This is a genomic window from Bacillus sp. N1(2025), from assembly GCF_053470005.1.
On the sequence record NZ_JBLTJB010000011.1, the window covers coordinates 98,227 to 115,396 of the forward strand.

General features: G+C 46.9%; 16 protein-coding genes. 9 read left to right on the forward strand and 7 right to left on the reverse strand.

The annotated features are described in order from the left end of the window. The first annotated feature begins 50 nt into the window (after nucleotides 1-50). The 4 genes from ACNFN4_RS19230 (at nucleotide 51) to ACNFN4_RS19245 (ending at nucleotide 4,425) form a co-directional block, all read left to right on the forward strand. Nucleotides 51-173 carry a maltose O-acetyltransferase gene (locus ACNFN4_RS19230; RefSeq protein WP_014417033.1) on the forward strand — a complete coding sequence of 41 codons (123 nt, stop codon included), beginning with the start codon at nucleotides 51-53 and terminating at the stop codon, nucleotides 171-173. A 154-nt stretch (nucleotides 174-327) separates the two neighbouring features. After that, nucleotides 328-1,545, forward strand: coding sequence for a sensor histidine kinase (locus ACNFN4_RS19235; RefSeq protein WP_079891268.1), 1,218 nt, complete (start codon nucleotides 328-330; stop codon nucleotides 1,543-1,545). Next, nucleotides 1,538-2,173 (forward strand): response regulator transcription factor, encoded by a 636-nt coding sequence (locus tag ACNFN4_RS19240; protein WP_053285505.1) that lies wholly within the window; start codon nucleotides 1,538-1,540, stop codon nucleotides 2,171-2,173. Before ACNFN4_RS19235 ends, ACNFN4_RS19240 begins: the two co-directional genes overlap by 8 nt. 98 nt (nucleotides 2,174-2,271) lie before the next feature. Further along, nucleotides 2,272-4,425 (forward strand): MMPL family transporter, encoded by a 2,154-nt coding sequence (locus tag ACNFN4_RS19245; protein ID WP_022552671.1) that lies wholly within the window; start codon nucleotides 2,272-2,274, stop codon nucleotides 4,423-4,425. Nucleotides 4,426-4,458: 33 nt separating this feature from the next. Here the strand turns inward: ACNFN4_RS19245 and ACNFN4_RS19250 are convergent, their stop codons facing one another. The 4 genes from ACNFN4_RS19250 to ACNFN4_RS19265 form a co-directional block, all read right to left on the reverse strand. Then, nucleotides 4,459-5,181: a gamma-glutamyl-gamma-aminobutyrate hydrolase family protein gene (locus tag ACNFN4_RS19250; RefSeq protein ID WP_104843124.1), complete on the reverse strand. Its 723-nt coding sequence runs from the start codon at nucleotides 5,179-5,181 to the stop codon at nucleotides 4,459-4,461. A gap of 126 nt (nucleotides 5,182-5,307) precedes the next feature. Next, nucleotides 5,308-6,939: a ribosomal protection-like ABC-F family protein gene (gene abc-f, locus ACNFN4_RS19255; protein WP_448200397.1), complete on the reverse strand. Its 1,632-nt coding sequence runs from the start codon at nucleotides 6,937-6,939 to the stop codon at nucleotides 5,308-5,310. A gap of 276 nt (nucleotides 6,940-7,215) precedes the next feature. Beyond that, on the reverse strand, nucleotides 7,216-7,743 hold the full coding sequence (locus tag ACNFN4_RS19260) for a GNAT family N-acetyltransferase (RefSeq protein WP_014417039.1): 528 nt from the start codon (nucleotides 7,741-7,743) through the stop codon (nucleotides 7,216-7,218). 116 nt (nucleotides 7,744-7,859) lie between these two features. After that, nucleotides 7,860-8,717: a YitT family protein gene (locus ACNFN4_RS19265; RefSeq protein ID WP_335494664.1), complete on the reverse strand. Its 858-nt coding sequence runs from the start codon at nucleotides 8,715-8,717 to the stop codon at nucleotides 7,860-7,862. Between the two features lie 282 nt (nucleotides 8,718-8,999). On the opposite strand from ACNFN4_RS19265, the gene ACNFN4_RS19270 reads away from it, so the two are divergent. Both ACNFN4_RS19270 and ACNFN4_RS19275 read left to right on the forward strand, forming a co-directional pair. Then, nucleotides 9,000-10,133: a glycerol dehydrogenase gene (locus ACNFN4_RS19270; protein ID WP_014417041.1), complete on the forward strand. Its 1,134-nt coding sequence runs from the start codon at nucleotides 9,000-9,002 to the stop codon at nucleotides 10,131-10,133. Between the two features lie 145 nt (nucleotides 10,134-10,278). After that, nucleotides 10,279-11,490 (forward strand): Bcr/CflA family efflux MFS transporter, encoded by a 1,212-nt coding sequence (locus ACNFN4_RS19275; RefSeq protein ID WP_014417042.1) that lies wholly within the window; start codon nucleotides 10,279-10,281, stop codon nucleotides 11,488-11,490. Between the two features lie 28 nt (nucleotides 11,491-11,518). On the opposite strand, the gene fabF is transcribed toward ACNFN4_RS19275, so the two are convergent. Further along, nucleotides 11,519-12,754, reverse strand: a complete 1,236-nt coding sequence (fabF, locus tag ACNFN4_RS19280; RefSeq protein WP_448200398.1) for a beta-ketoacyl-ACP synthase II — start codon at nucleotides 12,752-12,754, stop codon at nucleotides 11,519-11,521. 108 nt (nucleotides 12,755-12,862) lie between these two features. On the opposite strand from fabF, the gene ACNFN4_RS19285 reads away from it, so the two are divergent. Beyond that, nucleotides 12,863-13,702 (forward strand): helix-turn-helix transcriptional regulator, encoded by an 840-nt coding sequence (locus ACNFN4_RS19285; protein WP_448200399.1) that lies wholly within the window; start codon nucleotides 12,863-12,865, stop codon nucleotides 13,700-13,702. 41 nt (nucleotides 13,703-13,743) lie between these two features. Here ACNFN4_RS19285 and ACNFN4_RS19290 read toward each other — a convergent pair whose 3' ends face one another. Continuing rightward, nucleotides 13,744-14,487, reverse strand: coding sequence for a sulfite exporter TauE/SafE family protein (locus ACNFN4_RS19290; RefSeq protein ID WP_448200400.1), 744 nt, complete (start codon nucleotides 14,485-14,487; stop codon nucleotides 13,744-13,746). A 157-nt stretch (nucleotides 14,488-14,644) separates the two neighbouring features. Further along, nucleotides 14,645-15,103 carry an N-acetyltransferase family protein gene (locus ACNFN4_RS19295; RefSeq protein WP_448200401.1) on the reverse strand — a complete coding sequence of 153 codons (459 nt, stop codon included), beginning with the start codon at nucleotides 15,101-15,103 and terminating at the stop codon, nucleotides 14,645-14,647. Between the two features lie 131 nt (nucleotides 15,104-15,234). On the opposite strand from ACNFN4_RS19295, the gene ACNFN4_RS19300 reads away from it, so the two are divergent. Next, a complete protein-coding gene (locus tag ACNFN4_RS19300) occupies nucleotides 15,235-16,056 on the forward strand; it encodes a MerR family transcriptional regulator (protein WP_448200402.1) in 822 nt (273 codons plus the stop codon). A 215-nt stretch (nucleotides 16,057-16,271) separates the two neighbouring features. After that, entirely contained in the window at nucleotides 16,272-17,144 is an 873-nt protein-coding gene (locus ACNFN4_RS19305) for a DMT family transporter (protein WP_044803011.1), read from the forward strand. Nucleotides 17,145-17,170: the final 26 nt, after the last annotated feature.

Sequence of the window (17,170 nt, forward strand, 5' to 3'; positions counted from 1 at the left end):
AGGAAGAAATAAAAGCGGTTACGGCATTCCGATTACGATCGGAGGCAGCTGTGTCATTTTTCGTCACCATCGGCGAAAACTCCGTCATTGCGGCCGGTACAGTCGTTACGAAAGACGTCCCGCCAAATCCCGTCATGGCCGGAAACCCGGGGAAGGTCATAAAAAAGATATGAACAAAAACAGCTTGCGAACAATCCCGCAGGCTGTTTTTTCTTTCACCCGTCATGCAGGGACAGAAGGGGAAGGTGAGAAGAAGGCACATATGGTATGATGACAAATAGAATAAAACCTCGTGAGGCCGGTCGGCTAAAAGGAAGTGGACAGAGATTGTTTGGTACAAAACATCAAGAAGACTACGTCTCCCGTGACAGACGCTCATTGCATATGCTTGCGCTTCGGGTGCCCGGTCTGGCGTTTATTTTAATGGTATATGCCGCATCAGTTTCTTTGCAGTACATTTATGAAAGCTGGACGGTTTTTTTGCAGCTGTTATTCACGATATTGATCGTCATTTTTACCGTGCTGCACTGGCATTCCCATCGCTGGGTGAAGAAAAAGACGTTTCTTTATTTCATCATACAGGGATTTATCATATATACATCGGCTAACTTGATGACCGGCGGCTATATCGCACTGGTCATCGGTCTCTATGCCTTTTTAATCGGGCAGATTATCGGAATGGCGGATAAGGGAAAAACGTTGCTCATACTCTATCTTTTCATTTTAATGTCCATAACAGCCCTGCATCAGGAGCATCCGCATCATCTGCTGCGTTTCATCGTTATCGCCGCTCCCATCATGATCGTGATTATCACGTATGCGGCCACATTTTTCGCGCAAGTTGATGAAAAAATAAAAACACAGATGACGCTTGAAAAATTAGAGCTCGCTCACCGGCAAGTGAAACAGCTGACGCTTCAGAATGAAAGACAGCGGATGGCGAGAGACTTACACGATACGCTTGCCCAAGGATTGGTCAGCTTGCACATGCAGCTTGAAGCGGTGCAAGTTCATCTTTCGAAAGATAACACTGACAGAGCGAAAGACATCATCAGCCAGTCAATGGACAGAGTGAAGGGCACATTGGCTGATGCGCGCTCGGCCATTGATAACCTTCGCAGTAAATCAGAAGAGATCGGTTTCTTAAAAGAAAGCATCACTGAACAAATCAACCATTTTACAGAAGCCTCCGGGCTGTCTTGTTTTTTAGATTACAGCGTGCATCATGTGCTTGACGTTCATACGGCGGAGAATTGCCATTACATGATCGGAGAAGGCCTGACAAACGCCGCCAAGCATGCAGAAGCAAAGAATGTCTGGGTGTCCGTTCGGGAAGAAGAGAGACAGATCCGCATAACCGTCAAAGATGACGGGAAAGGCTTTGATGCCGGAACAGAAATGAGAAAAAGCGGACATTACGGGCTGCTTGGGATACAAGAACGCGTCAATATGATGAACGGTACTTTCCGTATAACAAGCGCCAGATCAGCGGGGACTCAAATTGAGATCATCATACCAATTCAGGGAGAGGCGGAACATGTATAAAGTGTTAATAGCAGATGACCATCTTGTCGTCAGAGAAGGTCTGAAGCTTTTGATAGAAACAAATGACCATTACACCATAACGGGAGAAGCGGAAAACGGGAAAACCGCCGTCCGCCTCGCAGAGGAACTAAAGCCCGATGTCATTCTCATGGATCTGTACATGCCGGAAATGAGCGGGCTGGAAGCCATTAAACAGATAAAAGAGCATTCTGATGTGCCGATCATTATTTTGACGACCTATAATGAAGATCATCTGATGATAGAAGGCATCGAATCAGGCGCGAACGGTTATCTGCTGAAGGACACAAGCTCAGAAACCTTATTTCATACGATGGATGCGGCAGTCAGGGGAGAAGTGCTTCTGCAGCCGGACATCTTGCGGCGTTTCCGGGAAATGAAAATGGAACGGGCAAATGCCAATGAAACACAGCTGACGGACAAGGAAATCATAGTTCTGCAAGCCGTTGCGCAAGGACATAAAAGCAAAGCGATCGCCTTCGATTTAGGAATCTCAGAGCGGACGGTAAAAGCGAGATTAACATCAATTTATAACAAATTAGGCGCTGATTCGCGGACGGAAGCCGTCACCATTGCCATGCAAAAAGGCATTCTGAAACTGAATATATAATGAAAAACTGCCCAAACGTACATGCCCCTATGTACGTTTTTTTTATGTGAATGTGAACTACAATTAGGCAGAAAGTAATGATTGGAGAGGAGTATTCGATGTCTGGTTTTTTATATAAATTAGGGGGATGGTCTGCCCGCAATCGATTAAAAATGATCAGTGCGTGGCTCGTGATACTGATCGCTTCGATTGTGATCGCCATCTCGTTAAAACCTGCTTTTTCTGAGGATATGTCAATTCCCGACACACCTTCTGAAAAGGCGATGGATATGATTCAAAAAGAATTTTCAAAGGGTCCCGATAAAGGAAGCATACGGGTTATTTTCGGAGCTGAAGACGGGAAGAAATTGACGTCAAAACCGGAAAAACAAGCGATTGAAGAGACATTAAAGAAGATCAAAACAGATCATTCAGTCGCTTCGATTGCAAGTCCTTTTGAGACAGGAACCATTTCTAAAGACGGATCAGTAGCATATGCCGATATTACGTACAAAAAAGCGGCGGATGACATTACGGATGCGTCTGTTTCACATATTAAACACAGTCTGTCCGCCGCAGGAGACAAAGGTCTGCAGACGGAGCTCAGCGGCGATGTGCCGGGGGCCGGTGTTGAAATCGGCGGTGTATCTGAAATTGTCGGCGTTGTGCTGGCATTCGTCGTACTGGCTATTACGTTTGGTTCATTAGTCATAGCGGGGCTTCCGATTGTCACGGCCCTGATTGGGTTAGGCGTAAGCGTCGCGCTGACGTTAATCGGGACACAGTTCTTTACGATAGCCTCGGTCAGTCTCTCATTATCCGGAATGATCGGACTGGCCGTCGGGATTGATTATGCGCTGTTTATCTTTACGAAGCATCGTCAGTTTTTGGGCGAAGGTGTACAAAAAAATGAATCGATCGCTAAAGCCGCGGGAACGGCTGGCAGCGCCGTCGTTTTTGCGGGACTGACCGTGATCGTCGCGCTTTGCGGATTGACCGTTGTCGGCATTCCGTTCATGTCTGCCATGGGATTGACTGCGGCACTCAGTGTGCTGATGGCTGTATCGGCTTCTGTTACGCTGGTGCCTGCGGTGTTGTCAATCGCAGGAAAACGGATGATTCCGAAATCAAACAAGAAGAAAGAAAAGAAAAGCGCCGACACGAATGCCTGGGGGCGCTTCGTTACAAAGAAGCCTATTCTGTTAAGCATTTTCAGCATTATTCTTTTAGCCGTCATCAGTCTGCCGGCCATGCATTTAGAGCTGGGGCTGCCTGATGCGGGAATGAAAGCGAAAGACAGCCCGGATCGCCGCGCCTATGATCTGTTGTCTAAAGGATTCGGCGAAGGCTTTAACGGCAAGCTGACAATTGTTGCCGATGCAAAAGGGGTCAAGGGGAACAAAAGTGAAGCATTTCAAGACGCCGTGAACGAAATGAAGGACTTGCACAATGTGGCGAGCGTCACACCGGCCATGCCGAACGAAAAAGGGGACTATGCCATTATTACGGCAGTGCCTGAAACCGGGCCGAATGATAAGGCAACGAAAGAGTTAGTGCAGGATATACGGAAACGATCAGACAAAAACGGCATCCGCCTGCTCGTCACCGGTTCAACCGCGGTAAACATTGATATTTCAGACCGGTTAAACGATGCCATTCCGGAATTCGCCATTCTCATTGTCGGGTTTGCGTTTGTATTGCTGACCGTTGTTTTCCGCTCGCTTCTCGTGCCGCTTGCCGCCGTCGTCGGCTTTTTGCTGACGATGACCGCTACACTCGGCTTATCGGTATTCGTTCTGCAGGATGGGAATTTCACCGGCTTGCTCAGCATTCCGGAAAAAGGCCCGATTCTCGCCTTCCTGCCTATTTTAGCGATCGGTATTCTTTTCGGACTGGCGATGGATTATCAAGTATTCCTTGTCAGCAGAATGAGAGAAGAATATGTCAAAACAAAAAATCCGGTACAAGCCATCCATGCCGGATTGAAACATAGCGGACCTGTCGTAACAGCGGCGGGACTGATCATGATTTTCGTCTTTGCGGGGTTCATCTTTGCGGGAGAAGCTACGATCAAATCCATGGGCTTGGCAATGACCTTCGGTGTTCTTTTTGATGCGTTCATTGTAAGAATGACCATTATTCCGAGTGTCATGAAGCTGATGGGACATGCGGCCTGGTACTTGCCGAAGTGGCTGGATAAAATCATTCCGAACGTGGATATCGAAGGCCATAAGCTGACACAAGGCAAAACACCGGAGAAACCGGAAGAATAAAATGAAAAAGCAGATCGTTATGATCTGCTTTTTTTATGTGCTGACCGCATTCATGAAAAGAGAAAAAAGCTTTTTCATGTCTTCATGTTTTTTTGTCAGCATTTCAGGATGCCATTGCACGCCGACGACAAATAATTCACCTGTCCGTTCAATCGCTTCAATGGCCCCGTCTTTCGCATAAGCCGCGGCTTTAAACGAAGGCGCCGTCTCTTTTATGATCTGGTGATGGAATGAATTCACCCGCGCTGAATCGCCAAACAAGGAATGGAGACGTGTCCCTTTTTCAAAAGAAACATGATGGGTTTTTAACGGCGGATCTTTTTCTTGATCGTGCTTGATTTCAGCAAATGAAGCGTGTGTCAGATCCTGATATAAAGTTCCCCCGTAAGTGACGTTTAACATATGCATCCCCCGGCAGATGGCCAGAATCGGCTTTTCTAAAGCAACCGCCGTGAGAATCAGCTCCTTCTCATAGGCGTCCCGATCAGGAAAGGTCTTTCTTAAAGCCTGTAAAGGTTCTTCACCGTAAAACAGCGGGTCTATATCCTGACCGCCGGACAGAATGATCCCGTCAACATGAGAGACCTGTTCCTTTACAAGCGCCGTCTCTTGAATCACCGGCAATATAAACGGCACACCGCCGGCCTCAGAAACAGACTGAATATAATCATTATTGACATATGCCCGATTATAACCCGGGAAAGGACCGGATTGATCAGCCATAATGTTTCCCGTAATTCCGATGCGTTTGGCCATTCTTTGCCCCCCTGAACCATGCTCATAATAAATCTGAACGTAGGTTGTACAGATCAGTTTGAAATTATTCTTCATGATACGTGAACTTTCCAAAACAAAACCCGTGACAATCACGGGTTTTTACATTCATTTCAATTTCTTGATTTCTTCCGTCAGCTCTTTGAATTTTTGATCAAGCTCACGATATTGTTTATCAGCCGGAGTCATGAAGCTGAGTTTTCCGAGAACTTCCTGCCGTTCGGTTTCAAGCTTTAATCGCAGTTCTTCAGCATCGTCCCTGACAGAGGGGGATTCTTTCCATTGTTTTCGGACGCTGCCATTTGAGATATCAAGCCGGATGTCCGTCGTCTTTTCGAGAAAGTAACGATCATGAGATACGATGATAAGCGTTCCGTCGTATCGGGCCAAAGTGTCTTCAAGCTGCTCGCGTGACGGCAGATCAAGGTGGTTTGTCGGCTCATCCAGAATCAGCACATCTTTCTCCTCCAGAATAAACGCCATCAGTTTGCATTTGACCCGCTCTCCCATGCTCATCTTGCCGATGGGTTCCGTCCATTGCGCTGCGGTAAATCCTAAATGCTTCATGAGGGATTGAACATTTCCCCTTGCTTCGAACGTTTCTTTGTAAAAAAGCTGTTCGGGGGTTTTATCAAGCGGGAGGTCGAATACTTCCTGGGTTAAATATCCGACGTTTGCAGACGGAGAAATCCATATGCTGCCGTCCTGTGCTTTTTCCTGACCGAGGATGACCTTCAATAATGTTGTTTTCCCGCTGCCGTTCGGGCCTGTAATGGCAATCTTTTCACCGTGCATCACAGTGAAATTCACGTTTTTGAAAAGCGTTCGGCCGTCATATGACTTTGTGACATCCCTTACTTCTAAAAAACGCTTTCCCGCTTTTTTGCGGTGCTCAATGGAAAAACGGACTTCATACTCCGCTTCAACCGGTTCTGCTTTCGCTTTTTCAAGCTCTTTTTCAAGACGCTTCTGCTTTGATTTAATCTGGGCGTCCGTGCGTTTTGCTTTTACACGATGGTATTCTTTAAAGCCTTCTATTTTCGTTGATTGGGCGTGGGCTTTTTTCGACCAGGCGCTCAGCTCGTTCATTTGAGCTTCAATCCGTCTGATCATATTTTGCTGATTCTCATATTCCCGCTGCTGTGTCAGCCTTCTCTGTTTGCGGACCTCCATATAGCTTGAATAATTCCCTTTATGTTCAATGAGTTTCTTTCCTTCGATGGCCCAGATTTTTGTCGCCGCTGCATCTATAAAAGCACGATCATGCGAAACGAAAATAATGGTGCCTTTGTAATTCTTGATCTGATTCAGCAGTATTTCTAAACTGTGCTGATCGAGGTGGTTCGTCGGCTCATCTAATAACAAAAGGCTGCTTGAGGAGGAGAAACCTTTGGCAAGACGGGCTTTCAGTTTTTCTCCGCCGCTCAATTGCGAAAAGGCGCGTGCGGGCACGTTCCACTTTTCTAACAAGGCTGCCTCCGCAGGCTCCGGATGGCCGGAATCATAAGCTTCCGTTTCTTGTTCCACCATATATATGTTCACATCTTGCATCATCTGAATCTGTCCTTGTGACGGCGCTTTTTGATTGCAGATCAATTGCAGCAATAACGATTTGCCGGCGCCGTTTTTACCGATAACGCCGATGATGTCACCTTGCTGAACGCTCGCGCTGATCTGTTCAAAAAGGGGAACGCTGTTGATTTCATAACTGATGCCGCTTATTTTTAACATTTCTTTCATATGTCAATCCCTCGCTTTAAAGGGAGGACAAAAAAATCCTCCCAATTGATTTGGAAGGATTAGCCGTACCTGTGCATGATCAAATAAGCTATTTTCACATAGCTTTCGTATCGTATAGAAAATGGGCAGACTAATCCTATTTTTTCTGATTTGAAATATTTGATTTCAAACGGTCAAAATAAGATTAGTTAATCATTGTCCACCCATCATCCCTTCGTATTTGTTACGAACAGTGTAGCACACACTTATCTGTAAAAGCAAAGGGTATAAGCCTTTTTATTCCAGATTGGAGACTTCCCACTCTTCTTCTAAAACGGCATAATAATATTCATCCCACCATTCATTATCATGGGGGATGCATTTTTTAAAAAAGCCTTCCCGTCTCATCCCGATCTTTTCCATCACCCGGTGCGAAGCCGTGTTTTCCGGCTGACATGTCGCAATGATCCGGTGTAATTTCATCTTGTTAAACCCGAATGCCAGCACGGCGCGCGCCGCCTCTGAAGCATATCCTTTGCCCTGATATTCCGGGTGAAACACCCAGCCGATTTCATACGTATGATCGCCAAAATACTGAAAAAAAGCAATGTGGCCAATGACCGTTTTCTCATCCTTCAATAAAACGGGAAACTTCCCGGCATGTTCACCGCTGTTTTCAGTAACGAATTTCCTGGCATCATCTTCGGTAAAGACACCCTCTGGTATATATTTCATGACATTCGGATTTGATGTGTACGCATAGACATCCTGCCAATCTTCCGGTTCAAATGTCCGAATGACGAGCCTGTCAGTTTTGATATTCATTTTTTATGTTCCTCCATCAAAAAAGATTTCATTTACTACTTCGATTGAAAGATGTAAAAACCTTTGAGCGGAGAAGAGCCGAATAAAAAAAGCCTGCAGCTATACACTGCAGGCGATTATTTTTCATTTGCGGCGGCGGGCAGGTTTGTAAATCCGAATTGCCCTCCGACAGCTTCTTTTACTTCATGAATAACGATAAATGATTTCGGGTCAATTTTTTGAACATGTTTTTTGATTTTCAGCAATTCGTTCTTTTTAATGACAACATAGATAATGCGCTTGTCTTTGCTGCCGTAATACCCGTATCCGTAAAAAATCGTCGCCGCGTTGCCGTACTCAGAGGTGATGGCTTTGGCGATTTCTTCGTATTGGTCAGACATAATGGTGAGGGCTTTTTTATTATGGAAACCCTCAATGACAATATCGACGATTTTGGCGCACAGATATACGAATATAAACGTATACAGCATATGATTGAGGCCGATCGCTAAAACGGATGCGAAAATGATGACACAATCCATATAAAACATGCTTTTCGAGATGTTAAAGCCCTTTGTGTAATTTAATAAATACGCCAAAAGCGTGGTCCCGCCGGTAGATCCGTCAGCGATAAAGATCAATGCCAGCCCCGCTCCCATCAGCAGAGCGCCGAATACAATCCCGAGCACCATGTCGTGCACGCCGAACGGAATAAAGCTGACGACGCTGAGAAAAACAGAAGTCATCCCCGTACCGAGTATCGTGTATAAAATCGTTTTTTTCGTTAAAAATTTATAAGCCAGCCCGATAAAAATCAAATTTACAACCAGAGTCGTAATACTTGCAGGTATATGGAAAAGATAATATAACACGAGAGCGATTCCCACGGTGCTGCCGTCCCCTAAATGATTCGGGATGACGAAAAATTCCACGGACGCCGCAATAAGAAAGGCTCCGGCCATAATCATCAGTATATCCTTGCAAATGTTCTTCATGTGCAAACCTCCTCTGCAGTCAAAAATATATAAAAAACAAAAACGCCTCAAAAATTATCCAGCAGAACTAAATAATTTTTAAGACGAATCATTCACAATCTCGTTTGTTCATTCAGTAAAGAATGATCAGCTTCAATATCGAAGATTATATAGACACCTTCACATCTTGTCAATGCCGTGAAAATTGATTTTTCTGCAGTGTATATGAGGTTTAAATCAAGTTAAAACGAGGAATTATATCAGAAGAGTTTTCATTTCTGCTCTATCAATAAGAGAAATGTAATGAAAGACAACGAAGAAGGGATGATGACATTGGAACGAATTTTTATCAGTCCGGCCAAATACGTGCAGGGAAAAAACGCCATTGAAACGATCGGCGGACATTTGGAGGGCGTTGGTGAAAAAGCCGTCGTCATTGCGGACAAAACCGTATGGGATATCGCGGGCCACAAGGTGACGGCTGAATTAAAGAAAAGCAATATTTCTTCTGAAGAGGCGGTTTTCAACGGCGAAGCCTCCCAGGAAGAAATGAAAAGAATTGCCGGCATCGCAGAAAAAGCAGGCGCGACTATTGTCATCGGAGTCGGCGGCGGTAAAACGCTTGATACCGCCAAAGCCGTATCAGATGAAATAAACGGCTACACCGTTATCGTGCCGACGGCCGCTTCAACGGATGCTCCGACAAGCGGGCTGTCTGTCGTATATTCTGAACAAGGCGCGTTCGAAAACTATCGTTTCTATCATAAGAATCCTGACTTGGTTCTGGTCGATACGAAAATCGTCGCGGAAGCTCCGCCGCGCTTTTTAGCATCAGGGATTGCCGATGCGATGGCGACGTGGATAGAGGCGCGCAGTGTCATCGCCAATGGCGGTAAAACGATGGCAGGCGGAATTCCTACCATCGCCGGAGAAGCTATCGCGGAAAAATGTGAAGCGGTGTTATTCAAATACGGCCGTCTCGCTTATGAGTCTGTGAAAGCGAAAGCCGTTACGCCCGCATTGGAAGCGGTGGTTGAAGCCAATACACTTCTGAGCGGACTGGGATTTGAAAGCGGCGGCTTAGCTGCGGCACATGCCATTCATAACGGATTTACCGCGCTTGAAGGTGAAATCCATCACTTGACCCACGGTGAAAAAGTGGCATTCGGCACGCTCGTTCAATTGGCGCTGGAAAAACGTTCGCTTGAGGAAATTGAGCGGTATATCGCGTTTTATATCAGCTTGGGGCTGCCTGTCACACTTGAAGACATCAAATTGAAAGACGCATCTAAAGAGGACATTATGAAAGTGGCAGAAGCCGCGACGATTGAAGAAGAAACGATTCATGCCGCTTTTGACGTGACGGCTGACGACGTGGCGGATGCCATTATAGCGGCTGATCAATACGCAAAAGCATTTAAAGAAAAACACGCGTAAAACCTTTTACCGCGTGACCCGGAACCAAGGGCTGTTACAGCCCTTGGTTTTTTTGTGCCCTTTGAAAACTTTTAAAAATAAAGAAAAAATTATGATACAATATACAAATGTTTTGAGAGATTGACAAAGGAAAGGTGGGAACGATATGCTGCATAATCCGACCGGTAAGGAGCGGCTTGCGCTTGCTTTTCTTCTCGGAATGCTTGCGATACTGGGGCCGCTCAATATAGATATGTATCTGCCGAGTTTCCCTGAAATCGCTGAAGATTTAAGCGCCCGCGCATCGCTTGTCCAGCTCAGTTTAACCGCATGTCTGATCGGGCTGACAATCGGACAGGTTGTTGTCGGCCCGTTAAGTGACGCGAAGGGAAGAAGAAAACCGTTATTACTATGTATTTTTTTATTTGCGTTGTTTTCTCTGTTTTGCGCACTTGCACCGAACATTGCAACACTAGTGATTGCCCGTTTTCTTCAAGGGTTCACCGCTTCGGCAGGACTCGTTTTATCCCGTGCAATCGTCAGAGATGTGTTTACGGGAAGAGAGCTTTCTAAATTTTTCTCGCTGCTGATGGTCATTACCGCCGTCGCGCCGATGGTGGCGCCGATGACGGGAGGCGCGATTTTACTGCTTCCGTTTGCATCATGGCATACGATTTTTCTCTTTTTAACGTTTATCGGTTTTTTGCTTGTAATCATCATTGCGCTCAAGCTGACAGAAACCCTGCCGCCGGAAAAGCGGATTCCGAGCTCCATCGGAAATTCCGTGCGGACAATGGGAAGCCTGCTGAAGGATCGGTCATTTATCGGCTATGCGCTGACGGTCGGTTTTATTCACGGCGGGAGCTTTGCGTATGTCTCCGGAACGCCTTTCGTGTATCAGGATATTTACGGAGTAACGCCTCAGGTATTCAGTGTTTTATTCGGCATAAACGGTCTGGCGATCATTACCGGAAGCTTTATCATCGGGCGTTTCGGCGGGATCATTCACGAAAAAAGCCTGCTGAGAATCGGCGTGATTACAGCGATGACGGCGACTGCCGTTCTGCTCGTCATGACAATCATTCACGGGCCGCTGGCGGCACTGGTGATTTCCATTTTTATTTATATGATTACGATCGGCATGACGCTGACAAGCACCTTTACATTGGCGATGGAAAAGCAGGGACACCGCGCGGGAAGCGCAAGCGCACTGCTCGGCATGCTTCCGCTTCTTCTCGGTTCCATCGTGTCGCCGCTTGTGGGGATGAATGAAGCGACGGCCGTGCCGATGGGGGCAATAATGTTCACGACATCCGTTATCGGTTCCATCGCTTTTTTCGCCTTAACAACAAAACCGGAGAAAGCAAAAAAGGAGTGAAATGATTCACTCCTTTTTTTGATGCCCGCTATTCATATTTCTTCAGCACGATCGCCGAATTATGCCCGCCAAAGCCGAATGAGTTGGAAAGGCCGATCGTTAACGATTGCTGGCGGGGTCCGTCTGCTACATAGTCCAAATCACATGCCGAATCAGGGTGCTGCAGATTGATCGTCGGCGGAATGATGCCGTGTCTCAGGCTTTCTGTCAGAGCGATGGCTTCAACGCCGCCTGCCGCGCCAAGCATGTGGCCGAGCATTGATTTGTTGGTCGTAACCGGAATGTCATAGGCAAGCTCCCCGAATAATGTCTTGATGGCCAATGTTTCAGAAAGATCTCCGGCTTTTGTGCTTGTCGCATGAGCGCTTACGACATCAATGTCTTCCGCTGAAACGTTCGCCTTTTTCAAAGCGTTTTTCATCGCCAGGTATGCGCCCGTTCCTTCCGGATGGGAGGCTACCATATGATAGGCGTCAGAGCTTGCGCCGTAGCCGAGCACCTCACAGAGGATCGGGGCGTTTCTGCCGATTGCGCTATCCAATGATTCCAATACTAAGATGCCCGCGCCTTCACTCATGACAAACCCATCGCGATCCGCGTCAAACGGCCGGCTTGCCGCGGCGGGGTCTTCGTTTCTCGCTGACAGCGCGTGGGCATTGCCGAAGCTGGCTAATGACAAATTCGTAATCGCCGCTTCCGCTCCCCCGGCAAACATGATATCTGCGTCATCATTCCGAATGGCGTTGAATGCTTCCCCGATCGACGTATTGCCGATGGAACACGCGGTGACGGGAGAAAGTGAGGGGCCGAGCGCGCCTAATCTGATGCTGATTTGAGCGGCGGCCGCGTTTGAGATCATCATGGGGACAAGGCTCGGGCTCACTTTTCGCGCTCCCCGTTCATTTAAAGTATGAACGTTATCAATCAAAGTCGTGATGCCGCCGATTCCCGAGCCGACGTACACGCCGAGGCGTTCACGGTCAATCTGATCGAGCTGAATCCCGGAGCTTTCAAGCGCCTGTTCCGCTGCCGCTAAAGCAAACTGGCTGAAACGGTCAAGCCGTCTCGCTTCTTTTCTGCCCCATCTTTCTTCTGCGTCAAAATCACGGACGGTACCGGCTATTTTTGTCTTTGAACCGGAGACATCAAACGAATCGATGAAAGAGATTCCCGATTTTCCTTCCGTCAGGTGTTTCCAAAATGTATGCACATCATTGCCGAGAGGTGAAATCACTCCCATTCCGGTGATCACAACTCTTTTCATGGTCATTCCTCCTTCAGTATGTATTTATTGTAACTCGCAATTATCCTATTACAAGTTGTTGATTATCCTAGTATAATGAATACCAGGGTAAGAGAGGAGAGATTCGGTATGATACCAGAAGGAAGATTGCAGGCGCTTTCAGAGTTTTTAAAAACGCAGCGGGCCAAAATTTCTCCGCAGATGGCCGGGCTGCCGATGGGCACACGGAGAAGAACGCCCGGACTCCGAAGAGAAGAGGTCGCGCAATTAGCCGGCGTAAGCACCACGTGGTATACGTGGCTGGAGCAGGGCAGAGACATTAAAGTGTCCACAGCCGTATTGGACGCCGTTTCCGATGCGCTGCAGCTCAACAAAGATGAGAGAAATTATTTATACGCGCTTGCCATTGAGGAGGGCGTGAAGCAGCCGTTTACCGCGGAGGAAGAAGCGGTTATCAGCCCGTCGCTTTCAAAAATCCTGCAGGAGCTCCGTTATTGTCCCACCATTATCTCGGACAGGCGGTGTCATATCGTAGGATGGAACCAGGCCGCGGCTCACGTGTTTTTAGATTTTGAACAAATTCCTCCTGAAAAACGGAATCTCATAGAGCTATTGTTTTCCAGAAAAGAATTAAGAAGTTTAGCCGTGAACTGGGAGCACTTTGTGAAAGGATTCATCGCCATTTTCAGAACGTATTACGGCCAGTATGTAGCTGATACGTGGTATTCTCAGTTTATAGAAGAAATGGAGAAAACGTATTCGGAATTTCATACGCTGTGGAATGAGAGCGAAGTCAGCTCGGCACCCGAAGTATTAATTGAGTTCCGCCACGCGAAGGCGGGAAAAATGGTCTTTAACCTGACTTCATTTCAGGTTCAGGGCAACAGTGATCTGCGCTGCAGTGTGTATACGCCGGTAGATCATACCGAAACGGAAGCAAAGCTGAAAAAGCTCTTCGAAAACAGGTGAAGAACAGAAAAAAACGGGAGGCGGCCGCCTCCCGTTTCAGTTTAAAATAAAAGCATGAGACCGGCGATGGCCGGTGTTAAAAAGATGGCTGATTTCAGAATGACTTTCGGCACGAGGTTGGTGAATTTCGCTCCGACATATGCGCCGCACATCGTTCCGATCAGCACTTTGACCAACAGCATATAATCGACAAATCCTTCCGTCTCATAACCGAGTCCTCCGCCGACCGCAAGCGGGATAATGACAAGCATGGTGGTGCCGACCGACTGGCGGATGGATAAGCGCAAAAGAATCATTAAGCCGATTTGGATGAAAGGGGCAGAGCCGATCCCGAATGTTCCGGACAAGATTCCTGCGATGACACCGAGTACAACGGCTTTCACCCATATATTCAGATTGCTTTGCCGTCCGGAATCTTCAGGTGTTTCTTTTACAATAAATAACCGGACTAAAATAAGCAGAGCAGATAAAAACAGCATGCCCGCCGTCAAGTAATGCAGCAAATCTGCGGGGATAAGGGAAGTAAGCCTTGCCCCGAAAAACGAACCGAATGCCGCAAAAACGCCGACGATGAGGCCGATCTTCATCTGAATATTGCCTTCACGGTAGTGGCTGAAAGCCCCCGACAAACTTGTGAAAGCCATTCCGGCGAGGGAGGTGCCCAAAGCCGTATGAATCGGTACGTGAAACAGTATAGTTAAAAGTGCAATGACAAAACCGGCTCCCCCGGCGCCGATAAACCCGAGAATAATCCCGAGAAGAAACATAACGAGTATAATAAGCACAATCTTCTCCTCCATTTAGATGCCTGATCACCATGTTCCGCTCCGCTGTATCAGGTTCTAATAATCGACCGTAGTCCGTCGACCGTCGTCTGATATCTTTATGTTACCTTAAATTTAAGGTATTGGCAAGAAGACGAATCGCTTTTATACAGAGGGTTTACAGCTCTTTCACCATCACTTTTTCCCCGTTTGAGTCCAGCTCTCCATTGAATAAGAAGCCGAATTTTTGATAAAGCCGCAATGCATGCACGTTATCTTCAAACAGGCTTAAATAAATCCGTCTGCAATCATATATTCGAACGAGATGGCGGATAAGGGCATCAAGCAACAGCTTGCCCAATCCCCGTCCCTGATAACGTTCATCAATAAAAAAACGGTCAAGCCACACTCTGCCGTTTTCATTTTCCTCATCATATTCCGGAAACCATCCGTACATGGCAAAGCCGACCAATTCCCCGTTAACATAAAGACCGGCCGGCTGATAATGCCGGCAATCCTCAGCATCTTGTAAGCACTCTTCCGCGGTTTCAATAAATGAAGTCTGGCTTTCACTTACATGAAGCGCCAGTATATCGGCACGGTTGTCTTCCGTGACTGTTCTGATTTCAATCGTCATACTTGTTACTCCTCTTCCGCTTTTTTTGAGACGGTAAAGCTTTCATTGCGTAAGCCATTTGTGAATCAGCCTTCTCTCGGATACAATGATCATCATAAAGGATATGGTTACCGTATAGTCAAGGAGGCATTATGAGCGAAGACGTCAGAAAATACTTCACAACGGGTGAATTTGCAAAACTGTGCCACGTAAAAAAACAAACCCTGTTCCATTATGACGAGATCGGCCTGCTTTCTCCGGAAATCAAAAAAGCGAACGGATACAGATACTATTCCTATCATCAATTCGAACTGTTCCAGGTCATCGGCCTGTTTAAGGAGGTCGGCGTGCCCTTGAAGCAGATCAAACCGCTCTTAACAGACAAAACCCCTGAGGGTATCATCACACTTTTAAAAGAGAAATCTTCAGAAATCGAAAGCAAAATCAAAAAGCTGGAGCACCTGCAAAGGATGATTCAGACAAAGGTGAAGCTGACCGAACAAGCCTTGGAGACAGACTTTTCCTCCGTCTCATTGCAGCGAATAGATGAAGAGACACTTATGATAGGACGACCCGTACTCCATTTGCCAGAACGGCAATACACTGCCGCCATTTCCGAATTGATCCGTTATATGCGGGTACATGAGCTCGATCAGGGGCATCCGGTCGGCGGACTGTTTGCGCGGGAGCAGATTCTGAAAAAAGAATTCTACAACTACACCCATTTTTATATGAAGACAGAAGAAGGCATAGAGAATAGAGACCTCCATATCAAGCCGAAAGGGCTTTATGCCGTCGGGTACCAAATAGGGGATGAAGCGGAAGCGGCTTACCGCAGCATCATGCAGTTTATTGAAGAGTATGGGCTGGAAATGGGCGATTATGCATATGAAGAATATATGCTTGATGAGGTTGTGGCGGACGGGTTTGACAATCAGATCACAAGAATCCAGCTGCAAGTCCGCAATCGATAAAGCCGGTGCCGCCGTTCGTTTACGTCTTCTAACAAACCTTGTATAATGAGAAAAATCAGATTGCAATTGAGGTGAAACACGATATGTTTCTAGCGCCCTTATTTGAACATGATGTACCGGCAGCACTTCTCCGCCCTTAATGGAGGAAAGTGACTGCGCTTCTCTCCGTTAGGGCATATAACGTGACCTAATATGATAACGGAGGGTGCATCAAATTGAAAAATACATTGTTCGGTTCGATTTATTTGGCATTGGCCGCCAGTATCTGGGGCGGTATGTATGTCGTTGTAAAAGTTGTGGTAGCGGTCATTCCGCCGCTTGAACTGGTATGGCTGAGATATGCGGTGGCGCTTCTTTCGCTTTTGATTCTCAGTTTGTTTACACGCCAATCCTGGAAAGTTCATAAACGTGATTTATTACTGATCGCTGCGATCGGATTGATCGGCAACACGATTTCGATCGTCACGCAGGAAATCGGCACGAAATTATCAACCGCTCAGATGGGTGCGATTATTACGGCATCCACTCCCGCATTTATGGTTGTATTTGCCCGGCTGATGTTGAAAGAGCGGTTAACGCTGAAAAAAGGAATATCGACAGGGCTGGCGACGATCGGAGTATTGCTCATTGTGGGGAACGGAGATCTCGATATGTCGAGCCAGCTCGGCGGTCTCTCGCTTCTGGCTGCGGCGCTGACATGGGCTTTGATGTCCGTGCTGATGAAACGGGTTCCCGGCCATTACTCACCGCTTGTCGTCACAACGTATTCCATTTGCGTCGCATTTGTCATCCTGACCCCGTTTACAGCGGGCCCGCTTCAGGAGATTCCTTTGTCTCAGCTTGCCCGGCCTGAGATATGGGGCGGACTTTTATATTTGGGTGTGATCTCAACCGCCTGCGCGTTCATGCTTTGGAATCGAGGATTGCAATTACTGAATGCGGCAAGCGGCGGTCTGTTTTTCTTCTTTCAGCCGCTTTCCGGGACATTGCTCGGCTGGCTGCTGCTGGGAGAGACGATCGGAGGAACCTTCTGGATCGGGGCGGCCCTTATTGTTTCAGGCGTCGTTCTCGTCATGAAAGAAAAATAGAAAATGAAAAAAAGCCATTCAGCAAA